We start from the raw sequence: 14,886 nt of genomic DNA, 5'->3' as shown, positions 1-14,886 counted from the left end.
TACCAAGGCCGATAGCGCCTGCAACCTGGAATTGGACCGAACATGAATTATGCCAACTTCCCTCTCGACAAGAGGACGCCCTTGCCCAGTGCCGATCAGGAAAAGGGTGAAGAGTTCATCGATGTCGAGCGTCTGCTCGGCATGGCCGCCCGTCAGGCCAAGGTGGTGGCGATCTGCGCCGCCATCGGTCTGGTCCTGGGCGTGGTCTATCTGCAGACCACGCCCAAGCAGTATACGTCCGTGGCGAGCGTCCTGATCGACGAGGGCATGAACAAGGTCATGGACGACATCTCGGCCGCCAGCGCCACGCGGCAGACCGACGCGACGATCCTCAGCCAGATCGAGATCCTCAATTCGGCGCGGCTGGCGTCGGAGGTGGTCGACAAGTTGAAGCTCGACCAGAACCAGGACTTCATGAGCCCGCCTCAATCGGCTCTGGCCAAGGGCATTGGGTTCCTGCGCGGCATCGTCGCCTATTTCCGCGGCAATGCCACCGATCAACTCCCCGGCATCCAGAATGTCGATGCCGCCACGCGCGAAGCCATGATCAAGACCGCGACTCACGACTACGCGGTTCTTATGCTGCAGACAGGATTATCGGCCGATCGCGTCAGCCGCTCCAATGTCATCAGCATCAGCTACCAGGCGACAAATCCTGCACTCGCCACGGCCATCACCAAGGCCTATGCGGACGCCTATCTCGCCGACCAGCTCAACGCCAGCTTCGACGCCACCGAGCGCGCGGCCGTGTGGCTGCAGGGCCGGCTGACCGAGTTGCGCGAAAGCTCGCAGGCCGCTTCGCTGGCGGTCGAGAAGTTCAGGGCCGAGCACGGCCTTTCCGCCAACAGCGACGGCCAGTTGCTGAGCGACAAGCAACTCGCCGACCTTAACGCCCAGCTCATCGTCGCGCAGGCCGATACGGCTCGCACCAGCGCCCGCTACCAGCAGTACAAGGCGATCGTCGACAGCGGCTCGGAAAGCGCCTTCAACGATTCGGCCATAGCGGCTGACCAGCCGAGCAGCTCGGTCATCATCGGGCTCAAGACCCGCTATCTGGCCATTGCCAAGCGCCTGCAGGACGTCGAGACCAATTTCGGCAAGGATCACCCGCAGGCGGTCGCGCTGGCCAAGGAAAAAGCCGATGTCTCGGCGCAGATCTTCGGGCAGCTGAAGCAGATCACCGAAAGCTACCGCAACGACTTCGAAGTGGCGCAGGCGCGCGAGACCGCGCTTCGGGACAAGATTTCCACAGCCGCCGGCAAGAGCTCGATCGACAATCAGTCGCAGGTGAAGCTGAAGGAACTCGACCAGCAGGCGCAGGCGCTGACCACGCTCTACCAGACCTTCCTCAGCCGCTATGAGGAAGCTTCACAGCAGCAGTCCTTCCCGGTCGGCAAGGTCCGCATCATTTCCGACGCGACGATGCCGCTGGCGGCCTCGGGCCCTCGCACCATGCGTGTGCTGGCTCTGTCGCTGGTGCTCGGCCTGATGCTCGGCGCCGGTTTCGGCGGCCTCAACGAGTTCAACGAGCGCTTCTTCAGGACGGGCGAGGATATTCGTGATCGCGCCGGCCTGAAATTCCTCGGCTATCTGCCGACGATCGGCGGCGGCAGGGCCAAGGATTCCAAGGCCGACGACCTGCCGGTCGACGGCAAGGTGGCCAGCCTCTCCTCGGCCGAGAGGCGCGCGCGCATGCGCGTCAGCATCGATGCTCCGGCTTCGATGTTCGCCGAGACGCTGCGCAACGCCAAGATCGCCTTCGACGTCGTGATGGAGGACCGCGGCAGCCGGGTCATCGGCGTCATTTCGGTGCTGCCGGGCGAGGGCAAATCGACGGTGGCCGCGAACCTAGCCGGCCTGCTTGCCGCAAATGGCGCCAAGACCTTGCTCGTCGACGGCGACCTGCGCAATCCTGGCTTGAGCCGCAGCCTTGGCATGGAGGCCGAGCAGGGCCTGATGGAAGCGGTGGTCAATGGCCAGACCTGGCAGTCGGTCGGCAAGGTCGACCGCCAGACCAAGCTTGCGATCATTCCAGCCGTGCTCCGTGGCCAGTTCTCGCACACCAGCGAGCTGCTGGGCTCCGCCGGTATGCGGCGCTTCATCGAGAACGCCAAGGAGACGTTCGAGTACATCATCGTCGACCTGCCGCCGCTCGGACCTGTGGTCGACGCCAAAGCCTTCGCGCCGCTGGTCGACGGCTTCGTGCTGGTCACCGAATGGGGCCGCACGCCGCGCAACATGGTGCGCTCGATGCTGGAATCGGAGCCTTATATTGCCAACAAGGTGATTGGGGCGGTGCTCAACAAGGTCGATTTGAAGAAGCTGGCCAAATACGGCGCGCTCGGCGGCTCGGAACGGTTCTTCGACCGCTACTCGAGCTACTATCTGGAGAAGTCGGAAGCGCGCGCCAAGCAGGCTGCCTGACGTGGAACAGGATCAGGGCGGTTCAGCCCGAAACGGCGAATTGCCTAATCCCGTGAGGACAGCAGCCGGCCGTATTTGCCGACGATCCTGAGCGCGGTCAGCCGCCCGGTCTGGAAGGCGCCGGTGTCGATGTCGAGCCGGCGTCCGTCGAGCTTTGGGACGTCGACGATGGTGTGCCCGTGCACCACCCAGCGGTCGAGCCGGTGCGCCGCCTCGAAGAACTCCTCACGGATGTTGAGGAGGTCGCCCTCGTCCTGTGCCTCCAGCGAGATGCCAGGCCGGATGCCGGCATGCACGAAGACGAATTGGTCGGAGCAGACCATCGCCGGCAGCGTGCGCAGGAAGTCGACATGGCTGGCGGGAATAGCCTCGCGTATGCGCGCATCCGCCTGGGCGCTCGAACCGTAGAGGCTAATCAGCCGGTCGGGGTCGACGCCGTAGGAGAACAGGGTCTCGCGGCCGCCATAGCCGAGCCAGGTTTCACGTGAGAGATGACCGTCCAGATAGAGGAGCAGCGCGACTTCATGGTTTCCCACGAGGCAGACGCGCTGAAAACCCCTTGGCGGCGGCGCCATCAGATGGTCGATCACGCGCCGCGAATGCGGCCCGCGATCGACATAGTCGCCCAGCATGATGATCATCTTGCGGCCGCGGAACCGCTGTGCGTCGAGCTCGATTTTCTGTTCCAGCGCGCGCAACTCGTCATGACAGCCATGCACGTCGCCGATCGCATAGACGATCGTGTCGCGCATATCCATCACAAGGCGCTCGCGCGGCGCGGGTCGAGGACGTTTCGATCGTTGGAACAGGCTCACGGATTGAGGCTCGGATATCTGCACTGATTTGCGCCTCGATATCATGCCGAAAGCAAACAATTCCACACCGGCGGTCCAGGCAGCCAGACGAGCGGCTTCCCGCTTCCACGAAACGGTAGCCCCCTCTCGGCAGGCTTCAACGGATGACGGAACAGGGTGGGACCGAGCGGCGGCAGGGTGCGCGGCTCGCCGTCGGCCTCTACCGGCCGGTTCACGGCGATCATGGGGACGCCGGCCAGGAAGCGCGGAATGTCGACGCCGCCGAATGTCGTCTCTTGTTGAGCCATGCCGTGCCTTCGGTATGGCCCCCCACGCAAACTTTAAAGTCTGATGCTGCATCGCACAACAAGCGATTGCAGCGCGGGGGAAACTGGCTAATACATTATTAACGCGGCCGTCTGCCGGGCTGCTACACTCCGATGCCGCGGCCCTTCAGCGCCGCCGTGATCTCGTCGAGGATCGCGGGATCGTCGATGGTCGCCGGCATCGCCCATTCCTCCTTGTCGGCGATCTTCTGCATCGTGCCGCGCAGGATCTTGCCGGAACGGGTCTTGGGCAGCCGCTTGATCGTCACCACGGTCTTGAAGGCGGCAACCGGGCCGATCCGCTCGCGCACCAGCCCCACGACCTCGCTTTCGATCGCGCCGCTGTCGCGCGCCACACCGGCATTGAGCACGACGAAACCCAGCGGCACCTGGCCCTTCATGGCATCGGCGATGCCGATGACGGCGCATTCGGCGACGTCGGGATGCGCGGCCAGTACTTCTTCCATGGCGCCGGTCGAGAGACGGTGGCCGGCGACATTGATGATGTCGTCGGTGCGGGCCATCACATAGAGATAGCCGTCCTCGTCCATCATGCCGGCGTCAGCCGTCTTGTAGTAGCCGGGGAACTCCTCGAGATAGGCCTGGCGGAAGCGGCCGTCGGCATTCCACAGCGTCGGCAGGCAGCCGGCGGGCAGCGGCAGCTTGACCACGACATTGCCGAGTGTGCCGCGCGGCACCTCGTGGCCGGCATCGTCGAGGATGCGGATGTCATAGCCCGGCATCGGCACGCCGGGCGAGCCGTATTTCACCGGCAACAGCCCGAGACCCGCCGGATTGATCGTCATCGGCGAGCCGGTCTCTGTCTGCCACCAATGGTCGACCACCGGCCGATCGAGCTTCTGCTCGGCCCATTTGATGGTCTCGGGGTCGGCGCGCTCGCCGGCAAGGAACAAAGTGCGGAATTTCGACAGGTCGTATTTCGGCACGAACTCGCCCTTGGGGTCCTGCCCCTTGATGGCGCGGAACGCGGTCGGCGCGGTGAACAGCGCCACGACGCCATGCTGCGAGATCACCCGCCAATAGGTGCCGGCGTCCGGCGTGCCGATCGGCTTGCCCTCAAACAGCACGCTGGTGCAGCCATGCAGAAGCGGCCCGTAGACGATGTAGGAATGGCCGACCACCCAGCCGACGTCGGAAGCCGCCCAGAACACTTCGCCCGGCTTGACGCCGAACTCGTTGTCCATGGTCCATTTCAGCGCGACCATATGGCCGCCATTGTCGCGCACGATGCCCTTCGGCTGGCCGGTCGTGCCGGAGGTGTAGATGATGTAGAGCGGATCGGTGGCCAGCACCGGCACGCAGTCGACATTGGCGCCGGCGGCGCGCTCGCGGGCGACCGCATCGGCATAGTCGATATCGTAATTGTCCTTCATCTCGCAGCGCAGTTGCTCGCGCTGCAGGATGAGGCAGGCGTCGGGCTTGTGCTTCGACATCTCGATCGCCTTGTCGAGCAGCGGCTTGTAGGCGACGATGCGACCGGGCTCCAGGCCGCAGGAAGCGCTGACGATCAGCTTAGGCTTGGCGTCGTCGATACGGGTGGCGAGCTCATGCGAGGCGAAGCCTCCGAACACCACCGAATGCACGGCACCTAGCCTCGCGCAGGCCAGCATCGCAATCGCCGCTTCCGCCACCATCGGCATGTAGATGATGACGCGGTCGCCCTTGCCGACGCCGCGATGCCGCATCACGGAGGCCAGCGCCACCACCTCGCGCTTAAGTTCGGTATAGGTGAATTTCCGGATCGTGCCGGTGATCGCGCTGTCATGGATCAGCGCCAGCTGGTCGGCGCGGCCGCCGGCGACATGGCGGTCGATCGCATTGTAGCAGGTGTTGCAGGAAGCGCCGACGAACCAGCGGCCATAGACGCCTTGCGCCGGATCGAAGATCTTCTCGGCCGGCTTGTACCAGTCGATCGCCTTCGCCGCTTCGGCCCAGAACCCTACGGGGTCGCGTTTCCAGCCCTCATAGACTTCGTGATAGCGTGAGGCCATCGACATTCCCTCCCAGGACATTTTTTTGCCGTCTGGGAATAGCCTAAGTCGCTTTCATAGGCCATGTCTTCCTGACTTTCGTCGATATCGCCCGGCAAGCTCCCCTGTCCGGCGCCGCCATGGCGTCGCCGCTCTTGCTGGCCGTGATATAAGCCGGCTTAAAGCGGCAGCGCCGCCAGCATCAGCCCGACGCCGCCGGCGATCAGGATCGCCGCCGCAAGCGCCTTGCGATGGCGTTCGAACGCCGTCGGAGCCCGTTCCCAATTGTAACGCATATAGATCACTCCCCCAAAGCCGGGCGGACTCATAGCTTACGCAAGGGCAGGAAGGCAAGACCTCGCTAATATTCGCCCCACGGCGGGCCGCCCGGCACGGCCGGTCGTTCCCTCCGCCGCCCATGGCGATGGACAGCCTCGCGGTGCCGCGCTATTTGCTCCCGGGCGAAGGGGAGTGGGCGCATGGCCGAGATTGGTTCCAAAACGGTGCTTCGGATGGCGGACGATGCGTCCGTGCAGCATGTCGGCGATGGCGCCGTCGTGCTGTTGGCGCGCAGCGGCCAGCTCTACACCTGCAACGACACGACCGAGGCTTTTCTCGACAAGGTCGATGGCACGCGCAGCCTCGGCCAGATCATCGACCTGCTGTCGGACGAATTCGAGGTCGACAAGGCAACGCTCGACGAGGATATGGCCGAATTGGCCGCCGAGCTGGTGGCTGAAGGCATCCTCGCCGACTCGGGCCTGTGATGACCGACGGGCCGGTCCTGCGCGCCCTGTTCCGTGCCCATTTGTGGCTCAGCGCCAGGCTGCTGCCGGTGCTGGTCGGCCGGCGCGATTTCGAAAGCGTGCTGAAACTGGCGCCGCTGCGCTCGCCCGCGCCCTATCGTGACTTGCCCTGGACCTATATCGTCCAGCGCGTCAACCGAACGGTGCGGCGGCCCTGGCTCATGCGCGACCGCAGATGTCTTCGCGAGGGTCTGCTCGGCTTCCGTTTTCTGCGCATGGCCGGCCTCGACCCGGAGCTGCGTTTCGGCGTCGACGCCAAATCGATGCACGAGCCCCGCCTTTCGGCCCATTGCTGGGTCTGCCTCGACGGCAAGCCGGTGGTCAGCGACAGTCAGCCCGGCATGGTTGAAATCTACCGCCATCCGCCCAGCGTGAAGGCGTCCGCTGCTTGAGCGACCGGACAACGACTTTCTGCTACGACCTCAAAGGGCAGGTCATAAGCGTCACCGCCGCCCGCGCCGACCTCTGGCCGAGCTTCGATCTGATGCTCGGCGCGCTGCGTGTGAGCGAGGCCGCCCGGCCCGGCTTTCGTGTCGATATCATCGAAACGCTTGATCTGCAGGAAAACCCTGAAGGGAAATTGGCTTTCGATGGCGAAGTGCCCTTCGATGGCCATTGCCGGATGATCGACGCCGGGGACGTCTTCCACCTCGTCTTTCCAGGCCAGCAGACGCTGTCGATCCGCGACAAGGAAAGCTGCGCCGAAATCAGCGTTCACCCGGACAGCAAGATCAAATGGACGCTGCTGATGATGGTGCTGGATGCCGCGCTCGATGCCGGAGGGCAGCACATGCTGCACACGGCCGGCCTGACGCTGCCGGGCAGCGATACGCTCGTGCTGATCCATGCGCCGAGCGGCACCGGCAAGTCGACGACGTCGCTGGCGCTCGCCTCGCAGGGCTTTGGCCTCTGTTCCGACGACGTCATGATCCTCAGGGCGACACAGGACGGCGTCACGGCCTGGGGCATGCCGCGTAAAGTGAAGATCCATCGCAACACCGCAGCGATGCTGCCTTTCGTGTCGCCCTGCCTTGGCGAGACATGGGATGCGGAGGGCGAGCAGGCCGTGTCGCTCGATCGCCTTGCCGAGATCGTCCGTGTCGAGGATGTTCGCGCCAGGCCGATCGCGGCTCTTCTTCATCTTGCCCGCTCGGCCGATGGCAAGACAAGGCTGGTGCCCATGGCCAGGACCGATGCCATGGTGGCTTTGGCCGCCGACAATGTGAGGACCGGCATGACCGGGCTTTTGCCGCTGCAGAAAAGGCGAATGGCTACGATCGCAATATTGGTCAAGACGGTGCCGACCTTCACGCTGGAAGTGGGCGCGAGGCCGGCCGAAGCGGCGCAGCTGATCCGCGCCGCGCTGCGTCAGGCCGGATAGGGCCGTGCTCGCGCCAGCCTCTGCACCCAGCGGAAGGCGTCGCGGCTGAGGCGCGAGCGCAGCTTTTCGCGCGAGTTGACACGCAGCAGCATGTTGCCGGTGATCAGCCATTTCGCCAGCCGTATCGAGAGGTCCGGCTCGATGCGGTTCGCAAGCTTGATCGCGCGCGGCGCGTCGAACAGACGTCCGGTGACGTTGAGGACCGTCGCCAGCTCAAGCTCTATGCCGGTCATGCGGGCCGCCTCCAGCAGGCGCGCTTCGTCTTCCGGCGATCTCAGCGCCCGCACGCCTTGCAGTACGTCGACACACAGCTGCAGCCGGTGGAATTTGTGGCCGCCGGCGGCATGGACGATGGCGATGGTCAGAAGTGCGGCCGGCGTATCGGTTTCGCCGCCGTCGATCGCCTGCAGCTCGGGGAAGCCGAGCGACAGGCGCCGGCGCATGCCGGTGTCGTGCACCAGATTGCCGTGCAATTCGATCAGCAGCCTGGAATTCTCTTTCTCCAGCCATTTGAACTCCTGCAGTTGGTGCGACTCCGCCTCGCCGCTGCCGAGCCTGAAGCCGCATTCGGCGATCGTCCTGTTGGCTTCCTCGATGCCGGCGGGGTCGACGAGAATGTCGATGTCGGTGAACGGCCGGTCGGCAGGCTGGTGGTAGAGCCTGCGCGCGAACACCGGCCCCTTGACGATTCGCGCCGGAACACCTTTCGCCGCCAGCGCCTTCATGATGCGGTCGCCGTGATATTGCAGCAGCATCGACTGCCCGGTCGCCATCGTCATCTGGTCGCGCAATTCGGCAAGCTTTTGCCGCAGACCCACGTCTTGCGGCAGCTTGGCGTCGCCGCGTTCCCGGAGCTTGCGCAGCACGATCGGCAGCACGCCGTGGAACTCCGCATTGGCGAGCAGCGCCAGCAGGTCGCCTGCGGAAACGTCATTGTTCCAATCGGCGGGCGCCTCGGGGTCGGCAAGGCTGATCAGCAGTTTTTCCTGGGCAGGCGAAAGCTCGGGCAGCATCGTTCAGGCAACAGCGGCAAGGTTCGGCGCATGCTTGCCAGAAAAGGGCCGGTGAAGCCAGCGGCGGCTACATTCCCCAGCGCAGCGCCGCGGTATGCACCGGCGCGTCCCATAACGCCGCGGTATCGTCGTCAAGCATCGCCAGCGTGATCGAGCACCCTGCCATGTCGAGCGAGGTCACATAGGATCCGACGAGCGAGCGGATCACCGTCACGCCCCGTTTCTCAAAGATCCTGCGGGCGCTGTTGTACATCAGATAGAGCTCCATCGACGGCGTGCCGCCGAAGCCGTTGACGAACAGCAGCGCCGGCCCCTTGGCGCGGTCGCCGAAATCGCCGCCGATCGCCGCGCAGACCTCTTCGGCGATGGCGTCGGCGCTCTTCAGCGCGTCGCGTCGCCGGCCAGGCTCGCCATGAATGCCGACACCGAATTCCATCTCGCCGTCGCCGATCTCGAAGGTCGGCTTGCCGGCCGCGGGCACCGTGCCGCTGGTCAACGCCACGCCCATCGAGCGTGTCGCGGCGTTGACACGGTCGCCCAGCGCCTTGAGCGCGGGCAGCGCCATGCCTTGCTCGGCCGCGGCGCCGACGATCTTTTCCACCACCAGCGTGCCGGCCACCCCGCGCCGTCCGGTCGTGTAGGACGAGTTCTCGACCGCGACGTCGTCATTGGTCACCACCTGCAGCACGCCGTCCGCCATCTCGGCCGCCATGTCGAAATTCATCACATCGCCTTCGTAATTCTTGACGATGAACAGGCAGCCGGCGCCCGTGTCGACGGCCTGCACGGCCGCGAGCATCTGGTCCGGCGTCGGCGAGGTGAAGACCTGGCCGGGGCAGGCGGCGTCCAGCATGCCGTGACCGACTAGCCCGCCATGCAGCGGCTCATGGCCGGAGCCGCCGCCGGAGATCAGCGCCACTTTGCCGGGTTTCAGCTCCTTGCGGCGGATGAATTTGTGGTCGTCGCCAAGCATGAGGATATCGGCATGGGCGGCTGCGAAGCCGTCGAGGCTTTCGGTCAGAACCGTGTCCACCGTGTTCATAAATTTCTTCATGGCGTCCTCCCAAACAGCCCGGCAACAAAGGTCAGCCGCTGCCCTTGCCGGCGATGCTGGTTATTTTCTGGATGAAGTCGTTGATCGCCCGGTCGAGCGCGGCGTTCTGCTTGTCGTCGCCGAAATCCGGCACGATGAGCGAGACGTGTCGCGTCCTGCGCGGCCCGGACGCCGCGGGCGCCTTGCCGGGATGCGCCTGGTGATAGGCGGCCATGAACTGGTCGCGCTCGGCCTGGCTGAAATGGCAGACGGAAAAGATGGAAGGCAGATGCTTTGACGGGATCGGGATCGTATAGGCGGGGCTGGAAATCTGCGTGACGAAGCTGCGGTGCTTGCCGAGCGCGTCGGCCAGGCGCTGGCGCATGCCGGACGGGCGCTGGTCGATGACCTGCGACAGGATCGTCTTGTAGGCGCGGATCGCCTCTTCCGAGCCTGCTTCCGGTATTCTTTCCATCCTGGCCATGCGCCTACACCGCAACGTCCGCGATGGCCGCTTTGGCCATCGCCAGTTGAGCAGGGGCGACCGAGAGGTCGCGCAAACCGGCCTCGAGCAGCGCCGGGATGGTTTCAGGGTCGCCACCGGCATCGCCGCAGAGGCTGACCGGAATTCCCTTCTCCAGTCCGAAGGTCGTGATCGCGGTGATCAGCCGCAGCACCGCCGAGTGACGGACGGAATTGAGATGCGCCACGGCTGCGTTGTCTCGCGCGGCCGCCATCACATATTGCGTCAGGTCGTTGGAGCCGATGGAGAAGAAGGCGACGTCGGCGAAATCCTCCGGCGCCAGCGCCACGGAAGGCACCTCGACCATGATGCCGAGCGGCGGCAGCTTGTGCGCCACGCCCTGCGCGGCAAGCCCAGCCTGTTCCTGCGCGAACAGCGCGACGGCTTGGCTGTATTCGTCAGGCGTGGCGATCATCGGGAACATCACCCTCAGATTGCCGTGGATGGCGGCGCGCAGCAATGCCCGGATCTGCGCGCGGAAGATATCCAGCCGCTTGAGTGACAGCCTGATGCCACGCAGGCCGAGAAACGGATTGGTCTCCTCGACGGTGAAACCCGGCACCGGCTTGTCGCCGCCGGCATCGACGGTGCGGATGGTCACCGGCTTGCCGCCGGCCCATTCCAGCACCTTGCGGTAGGCGTGGTATTGCGTCTCCTCGTCCGGCAATGTCTTGCCGAACAGGAATTCCGTGCGCATCAGGCCGACGCCGTCGCAGCTCTCGATATCGATGCCTTCGACATCGGAAGGGTAGGCGATGTTGACCTGCACGCGCACCGCGGTGCCGGCCTTGGTCACCGCCGGCTCCGTCAGGAATGTCTTCGCCGCGCCCAGGCGGTCGGCGAAGGCGGAAGCCGATTGGCGGAAGGTTTCGACCTCGGCCGGCAACGGTGAGAAAATGATCGCGCCGTGCTCGGCATCGAGCAGCGCGTCGCCCGTGGGCGGTGCGGCCAAGGCGCCGAGACCGACGATCATCGGCACGCCGCGCGAGCGCGCCAGCATCGCGACATGGCTGGCCGTGCTGCCGGCTCTCAGTGCTATGCCGCCGCCCTTGCTCCAATCGGTTTCGAGGAAGCGCGTCGGCGCGATGTCCTCGCCATGGAGGATCGCGCCCGGCGGCGCCGCCGCCTCGCCGTCCGCGCTCAGCGCCCGCAGCACCTGGTCGCGGATGTCGCGCAGATCGGCGGCGCGAGCGCGGAAATAGTCCTGGTCCGACGCTTCGTAGCCGGCGATCTCACGGTCGAGCGCCGCGCGCCAGGCGGCGTCCGCCGGCTGCCCGGCACCGATCGCCGCCAGGGCCGGACCGCTCAAGGCATCGTCCTCAAGCATGGCGATGTGGAATTCGAGGATGCCGGCGGCCTCCCCATCGGCGGTTTCGACCAGCGCCGCCAGCCGGCCGACGGCCTTGCCGATTGCGCTCACCAGTGCGGCTTGTTCTTCCTCGGCGCTCGCCTTGGCCTTGTAGCTGACCGGAGGCTGGTCGAGGTCGAACAGCGGACCTTCGGCATAACCGGGAGAGGCGGGGATACCCTCAATCCGCATGACCCGGTTTCCCACGGACATGCGGATCCTTTTCAAGCGGACCGGGCATGATCCGCATCCTCGTCGAAATCGCGCTGCACCAGGTCGACCAATGCCGCGACCGCTTTGCTTGCGCCGTCGCCCTTGGCGCGGATGTGCAGCAGCGTCCCCTTGGGCGCCTTCGCCGCCATCACCTTGACGATGCTCTTGGCGTCGAACCAGGGGCCGTTGGCGGCCACCGCCACCTCCACCTCGGCTGCGAACGTCTTGGCGAGCTTGGTGAACTTCACCGAAGGGCGCGCATGCAGGCCCACCGCGTGGGTGATCAGGACCGTTGCTTCGGCGGATGCGGACATTCAGTCGGTTCCCGTTCGTTCACGACGGCGACAGTTCATGCGCCGTCGCCACCACTTCCTTGAGCGAGGCGCCGCCGGAGGATTCGGTCGCGGCCATCACCGCGCCCTCGACGATCGGCGCGTTGCAGACCACGATCTTGTGCGAGCGCGGCTCGCCGATCATCTCGACCGCCATCTCCGAGTTGGTCTCGGCGCCGCCGAGATCCACCAGTATGGCGACGCCCGCTTCCGACCAGGCCTTGTCGATCGCGCCCATGATCGCCTCGACGCTGGTGCCGAGCCCGCCATGGCCGTTTCCGCCACACCATGCAAGCGGCACTTCGTCGCCCACCATCTGGCGCACCATGTCGGCCGTGCCCTCGGCAACCAAAGGCGAATGCGACACGATGACGATACCGACATTGCTCATCAATTGCCCTCTATCGCTTCCGCGACCGCGCGCACCAGAAGCGCGGTCGAGCGCGCTCCGGCGTCCATATGCCCGATCGAGCGCTCTCCCAGGAAGGAAGCGCGCCCGCGCAGGGCCTTCATCGGCACGGTGGCCTCCGCCGCCTTGTCGGCTGCGTCGGCGATCTCGCCGGCCGTCTTGCCCTGCGCCAGCGCCTCATACACCGGCTGCAGCACGTCGAGCATGGTTTTTTGTCCCGGCTGCGATTTGCCGCGCGCGGCCACCGCCTCGATCGCCCTGCCGAACGCAGCCGTCAGCCCGTCTCTATCGGGTGCCGCCGGCAGGTCCTTGCCGAGCGCCATGAAGAACGTGCCGAACAGCGGCCCGGAGGCGCCGCCCACGGTCATCACCAGCTTGGTGCCCACCGCTTTCAGCGCTTCGGGCAGCGGCTTCGCTGAAAAGACGTCCGCCTCGGCGCGCACCGCCTCGAAGCCGCGCTTCATGTTCAGCCCGTGGTCGCCGTCGCCGATCGCCTGGTCGAGCGCGGTCAACTCCTCGGCATGCGCCGCGATCGTATCGGCCGCCGCCGTGATCAGTCTGGAGAAATCGGCTGCGGCCATTGTCCGTCCTTCATGCCGGGGCGAACAGAGCCGCCACGGCAGCGAAAACTTCGGCGACCGCGAAGGCGCCCGGATCGGCGATGTCGAGTTGCCTGCCGATATAGGCGGAGCGGCCGGCCTTTGCCTTCTGCATCGCGGCGGTCGCCTCGGCGCCCTGCCGGGCCGCCGTGGCGGCCGCTTCCAGGCCGCTCGCGTCAAGGGCTTTCAGCGCCGGCTCGAGCGCGTCGACCATGGTGCGGTCGCCGGTCCTTGCGCCGCCATAGAAGGTCATCCGGTCGAGCCCGGCGAGCAAGGCCTTGGTGAGCGGTGCGCCGGCGCCGAGCGATTGCGAGGCTGCGGTGAAGAAGATCGACAACAGCACGCCGCTGGAACCGCCCATCGAGGTGCCCAGCGTATCGCCGATCGCGGCGGCGGTTGCGGCGCGATCGGCAAGCGGCATTGTGTCGATGCGTTCGAGGATGCTGCGCGCCCCGGTTGCCACGGTCGAGCCGGTGTCGCCGTCGCCAGCCTTGGCGTCGAGCGCGTTGAGCGGCTCTTCGAGCGCGATCAGCTTCTGGCAGACGGCTTTGATCAGCCGCTCGGCGGCCGCATCGCGGCTGGCGGGCTTCGTGGCTGTGCCGGTGACAGACTTGGCCATCGCCACGACGACCGGTGCGCGAACCGGCTTTGCGGGCAGCCAGGCATGTGGGCCGACGGGCGCCAGCAGCGCTTTCTCGCGTTCCGCATCCAGCTTGATCAGCGACAGCGAGAAGCCGTTCATGTTGAGCGCGGTCATCAGGTGCCCGGGCCCGATCGTCAGCGCCACCGCCTTTGCCAGCGACGAACACAGCACGGCATTCGCGATCAGCGCCATTTCGAGCGGCGGCACCGAGCCGAGATTGTTGATCAACAGGGCGTAGCGGCTGTGCGGATCGAGCCGCGCCGCGAGGCGCTCCGCCATGATGGCGACCAGCTTGCTGGCGGCCTCCAGGGCGATGCGCTCGACGCCGGGTTCGCCATGGATGCCGAGTCCGAGCTCGCCGTCATCAGCGCCGAAACGCTCCTCATGCGCCTGTCCGGGGATCGAGCAGGAGGAAAGCGAGATGCCGAGCGAAACGATGTCCTTGGCCGCCGCGCGCGCCGCCGCGGCAACCGATGCCAAGTCATGGCCGGATTCCGACAGGTGCCCGGCGATCTTGTGCACGAACAGCGTGCCGGCGACGCCGCGCGGCTGCGCGATGTCGGGAAGGGCGATATCGTCGGCGACGATCACCATCTCGACCGCCATGCCCTCAGCGCGCGCCTTCTCCGCGGCCAGCCCGAAATTCAGCCGGTCGCCGGTGTAGTTCTTCACGATCAGCAGGCAGCCGGCGGGCCCGGTCGTGGCGCGGATCGTCGCCAGCACCGCCTCGACGCTCGGCGAGGCGAAGATCTCGCCGGAGACGGCCGCCGTCAGCATGCCGGCGCCGACGAAGCCGGCATGCGAGGGTTCATGCCCGGCGCCGCCGCCCGAAACCACGGCCACCTTGGTCTTGTCCCAGTCGGCGCGCAGCACGACCTTGATCTCGGGATAGCCGTCGAGGCGGGCGAGCGCGCCCGATCCCGCCGTGGCGAGGAAGCCGTCGAGCGCCTCGGTGACGATCGTGTCCTTGCGGTTGAAAAAGTGCTTCATGGATTTCGTCCAGTCCGTATCTGCGGCCGTCAATCGGTATGCGAATATATTTGGGATGTCT

Annotated in this window: 15 protein-coding genes; 4 read left to right on the top strand and 11 right to left on the bottom strand. The window is 65.8% G+C overall.

The window, feature by feature from the left end:
• The first annotated feature begins 42 nt into the window (after nucleotides 1–42).
• The gene (locus tag EJ069_RS21605) at nucleotides 43–2,424 is read left to right on the top strand and encodes a polysaccharide biosynthesis tyrosine autokinase (RefSeq protein WP_126063025.1); all 2,382 of its coding nucleotides are present in this window, start codon (nucleotides 43–45) and stop codon (nucleotides 2,422–2,424) included.
• Between the two features lie 44 nt (nucleotides 2,425–2,468).
• Here EJ069_RS21605 and EJ069_RS21600 read toward each other — a convergent pair whose 3' ends face one another.
• The 3 genes from EJ069_RS21600 to EJ069_RS21590 form a co-directional block, all read right to left on the bottom strand.
• The gene (locus EJ069_RS21600) at nucleotides 2,469–3,182 is read right to left on the bottom strand and encodes a metallophosphoesterase (RefSeq protein ID WP_245456232.1); all 714 of its coding nucleotides are present in this window, start codon (nucleotides 3,180–3,182) and stop codon (nucleotides 2,469–2,471) included.
• Between the two features lie 98 nt (nucleotides 3,183–3,280).
• Nucleotides 3,281–3,526 (bottom strand): hypothetical protein, encoded by a 246-nt coding sequence (locus EJ069_RS21595; protein ID WP_126063023.1) that lies wholly within the window; start codon nucleotides 3,524–3,526, stop codon nucleotides 3,281–3,283.
• A 122-nt stretch (nucleotides 3,527–3,648) separates the two neighbouring features.
• Nucleotides 3,649–5,556, bottom strand: coding sequence for a propionyl-CoA synthetase (locus EJ069_RS21590; protein WP_126063022.1), 1,908 nt, complete (start codon nucleotides 5,554–5,556; stop codon nucleotides 3,649–3,651).
• Between the two features lie 458 nt (nucleotides 5,557–6,014).
• On the opposite strand from EJ069_RS21590, the gene EJ069_RS21585 reads away from it, so the two are divergent.
• The 3 genes from EJ069_RS21585 to EJ069_RS21575 are packed head-to-tail and all read left to right on the top strand — an operon-like array spanning nucleotide 6,015 to nucleotide 7,722.
• The gene (locus EJ069_RS21585) at nucleotides 6,015–6,302 is read left to right on the top strand and encodes a PqqD family protein (RefSeq protein WP_126063021.1); all 288 of its coding nucleotides are present in this window, start codon (nucleotides 6,015–6,017) and stop codon (nucleotides 6,300–6,302) included.
• A complete protein-coding gene (locus EJ069_RS21580) occupies nucleotides 6,302–6,733 on the top strand; it encodes a lasso peptide biosynthesis B2 protein (protein ID WP_126063020.1) in 432 nt (143 codons plus the stop codon). The genes EJ069_RS21585 and EJ069_RS21580 overlap by 1 nt, the downstream gene beginning before the upstream one ends.
• Nucleotides 6,730–7,722: a serine kinase gene (locus EJ069_RS21575; protein ID WP_126063019.1), complete on the top strand. Its 993-nt coding sequence runs from the start codon at nucleotides 6,730–6,732 to the stop codon at nucleotides 7,720–7,722. The genes EJ069_RS21580 and EJ069_RS21575 overlap by 4 nt, the downstream gene beginning before the upstream one ends.
• Here EJ069_RS21575 and EJ069_RS21570 read toward each other — a convergent pair.
• The 8 genes from EJ069_RS21570 to EJ069_RS21535 all read right to left on the bottom strand — a co-directional run bounded on the left by EJ069_RS21570 (nucleotide 7,710) and on the right by EJ069_RS21535 (nucleotide 14,825).
• Nucleotides 7,710–8,735 carry a nucleotidyltransferase family protein gene (locus tag EJ069_RS21570; RefSeq protein ID WP_126063018.1) on the bottom strand — a complete coding sequence of 342 codons (1,026 nt, stop codon included), beginning with the start codon at nucleotides 8,733–8,735 and terminating at the stop codon, nucleotides 7,710–7,712. The two genes, EJ069_RS21575 and EJ069_RS21570, sit on opposite strands and share 13 nt — an antisense overlap.
• Nucleotides 8,736–8,802: 67 nt before the next feature.
• The gene (gene dhaK / locus EJ069_RS21565; RefSeq protein ID WP_126063017.1) at nucleotides 8,803–9,789 is read right to left on the bottom strand and encodes a dihydroxyacetone kinase subunit DhaK; all 987 of its coding nucleotides are present in this window, start codon (nucleotides 9,787–9,789) and stop codon (nucleotides 8,803–8,805) included.
• Between the two features lie 31 nt (nucleotides 9,790–9,820).
• Nucleotides 9,821–10,252: a hypothetical protein gene (locus EJ069_RS21560; RefSeq protein ID WP_189475916.1), complete on the bottom strand. Its 432-nt coding sequence runs from the start codon at nucleotides 10,250–10,252 to the stop codon at nucleotides 9,821–9,823.
• A 4-nt stretch (nucleotides 10,253–10,256) separates the two neighbouring features.
• A complete protein-coding gene (ptsP, locus tag EJ069_RS21555) occupies nucleotides 10,257–11,831 on the bottom strand; it encodes a phosphoenolpyruvate--protein phosphotransferase (RefSeq protein WP_126063016.1) in 1,575 nt (524 codons plus the stop codon).
• A 32-nt stretch (nucleotides 11,832–11,863) separates the two neighbouring features.
• Nucleotides 11,864–12,166 carry an HPr family phosphocarrier protein gene (locus EJ069_RS21550; protein WP_095817696.1) on the bottom strand — a complete coding sequence of 101 codons (303 nt, stop codon included), beginning with the start codon at nucleotides 12,164–12,166 and terminating at the stop codon, nucleotides 11,864–11,866.
• 19 nt (nucleotides 12,167–12,185) lie between these two features.
• Nucleotides 12,186–12,575, bottom strand: coding sequence for a dihydroxyacetone kinase phosphoryl donor subunit DhaM (dhaM, locus tag EJ069_RS21545; RefSeq protein ID WP_042645089.1), 390 nt, complete (start codon nucleotides 12,573–12,575; stop codon nucleotides 12,186–12,188).
• A complete protein-coding gene (gene dhaL, locus EJ069_RS21540) occupies nucleotides 12,575–13,174 on the bottom strand; it encodes a dihydroxyacetone kinase subunit DhaL (RefSeq protein WP_126063015.1) in 600 nt (199 codons plus the stop codon). The genes dhaM and dhaL overlap by 1 nt, the downstream gene beginning before the upstream one ends.
• Nucleotides 13,175–13,184: 10 nt before the next feature.
• Nucleotides 13,185–14,825 carry a dihydroxyacetone kinase subunit DhaK gene (locus tag EJ069_RS21535; protein WP_126063014.1) on the bottom strand — a complete coding sequence of 547 codons (1,641 nt, stop codon included), beginning with the start codon at nucleotides 14,823–14,825 and terminating at the stop codon, nucleotides 13,185–13,187.
• Nucleotides 14,826–14,886 lie beyond the last annotated feature (61 nt).

Source organism: Mesorhizobium sp. M2A.F.Ca.ET.043.05.1.1, from assembly GCF_003952445.1.
Taxonomy (GTDB): domain Bacteria; phylum Pseudomonadota; class Alphaproteobacteria; order Rhizobiales; family Rhizobiaceae; genus Mesorhizobium.
Note: the sequence above shows the minus strand (reverse complement) of the source record. Positions and strands in the feature narration are given on the sequence as shown.

Excerpts from the sequence above, each read along its gene's own strand:
- EJ069_RS21595 (WP_126063023.1), bottom strand. The coding sequence starts at position 3,526 with ATGGCTCAACAAGAGACGACATTCGGCGGCGTCGACATTCCGCGCTTC.
- EJ069_RS21550 (WP_095817696.1), bottom strand. The coding sequence starts at position 12,166 with ATGTCCGCATCCGCCGAAGCAACGGTCCTGATCACCCACGCGGTGGGC.
- EJ069_RS21585 (WP_126063021.1), top strand. The coding sequence starts at position 6,015 with ATGGCCGAGATTGGTTCCAAAACGGTGCTTCGGATGGCGGACGATGCG.
- ptsP (WP_126063016.1), bottom strand. The coding sequence starts at position 11,831 with ATGCGGATTGAGGGTATCCCCGCCTCTCCCGGTTATGCCGAAGGTCCG.
- EJ069_RS21605 (WP_126063025.1), top strand. The coding sequence starts at position 43 with ATGAATTATGCCAACTTCCCTCTCGACAAGAGGACGCCCTTGCCCAGT.
- EJ069_RS21560 (WP_189475916.1), bottom strand. The coding sequence starts at position 10,252 with ATGGCCAGGATGGAAAGAATACCGGAAGCAGGCTCGGAAGAGGCGATC.
- EJ069_RS21570 (WP_126063018.1), bottom strand. The coding sequence starts at position 8,735 with ATGCTGCCCGAGCTTTCGCCTGCCCAGGAAAAACTGCTGATCAGCCTT.
- EJ069_RS21535 (WP_126063014.1), bottom strand. The coding sequence starts at position 14,825 with ATGAAGCACTTTTTCAACCGCAAGGACACGATCGTCACCGAGGCGCTC.
- dhaM (WP_042645089.1), bottom strand. The coding sequence starts at position 12,575 with ATGAGCAATGTCGGTATCGTCATCGTGTCGCATTCGCCTTTGGTTGCC.
- dhaK (WP_126063017.1), bottom strand. The coding sequence starts at position 9,789 with ATGAAGAAATTTATGAACACGGTGGACACGGTTCTGACCGAAAGCCTC.
- dhaL (WP_126063015.1), bottom strand. The coding sequence starts at position 13,174 with ATGGCCGCAGCCGATTTCTCCAGACTGATCACGGCGGCGGCCGATACG.
- EJ069_RS21600 (WP_245456232.1), bottom strand. The coding sequence starts at position 3,182 with ATGGATATGCGCGACACGATCGTCTATGCGATCGGCGACGTGCATGGC.
- EJ069_RS21580 (WP_126063020.1), top strand. The coding sequence starts at position 6,302 with ATGACCGACGGGCCGGTCCTGCGCGCCCTGTTCCGTGCCCATTTGTGG.
- EJ069_RS21590 (WP_126063022.1), bottom strand. The coding sequence starts at position 5,556 with ATGGCCTCACGCTATCACGAAGTCTATGAGGGCTGGAAACGCGACCCC.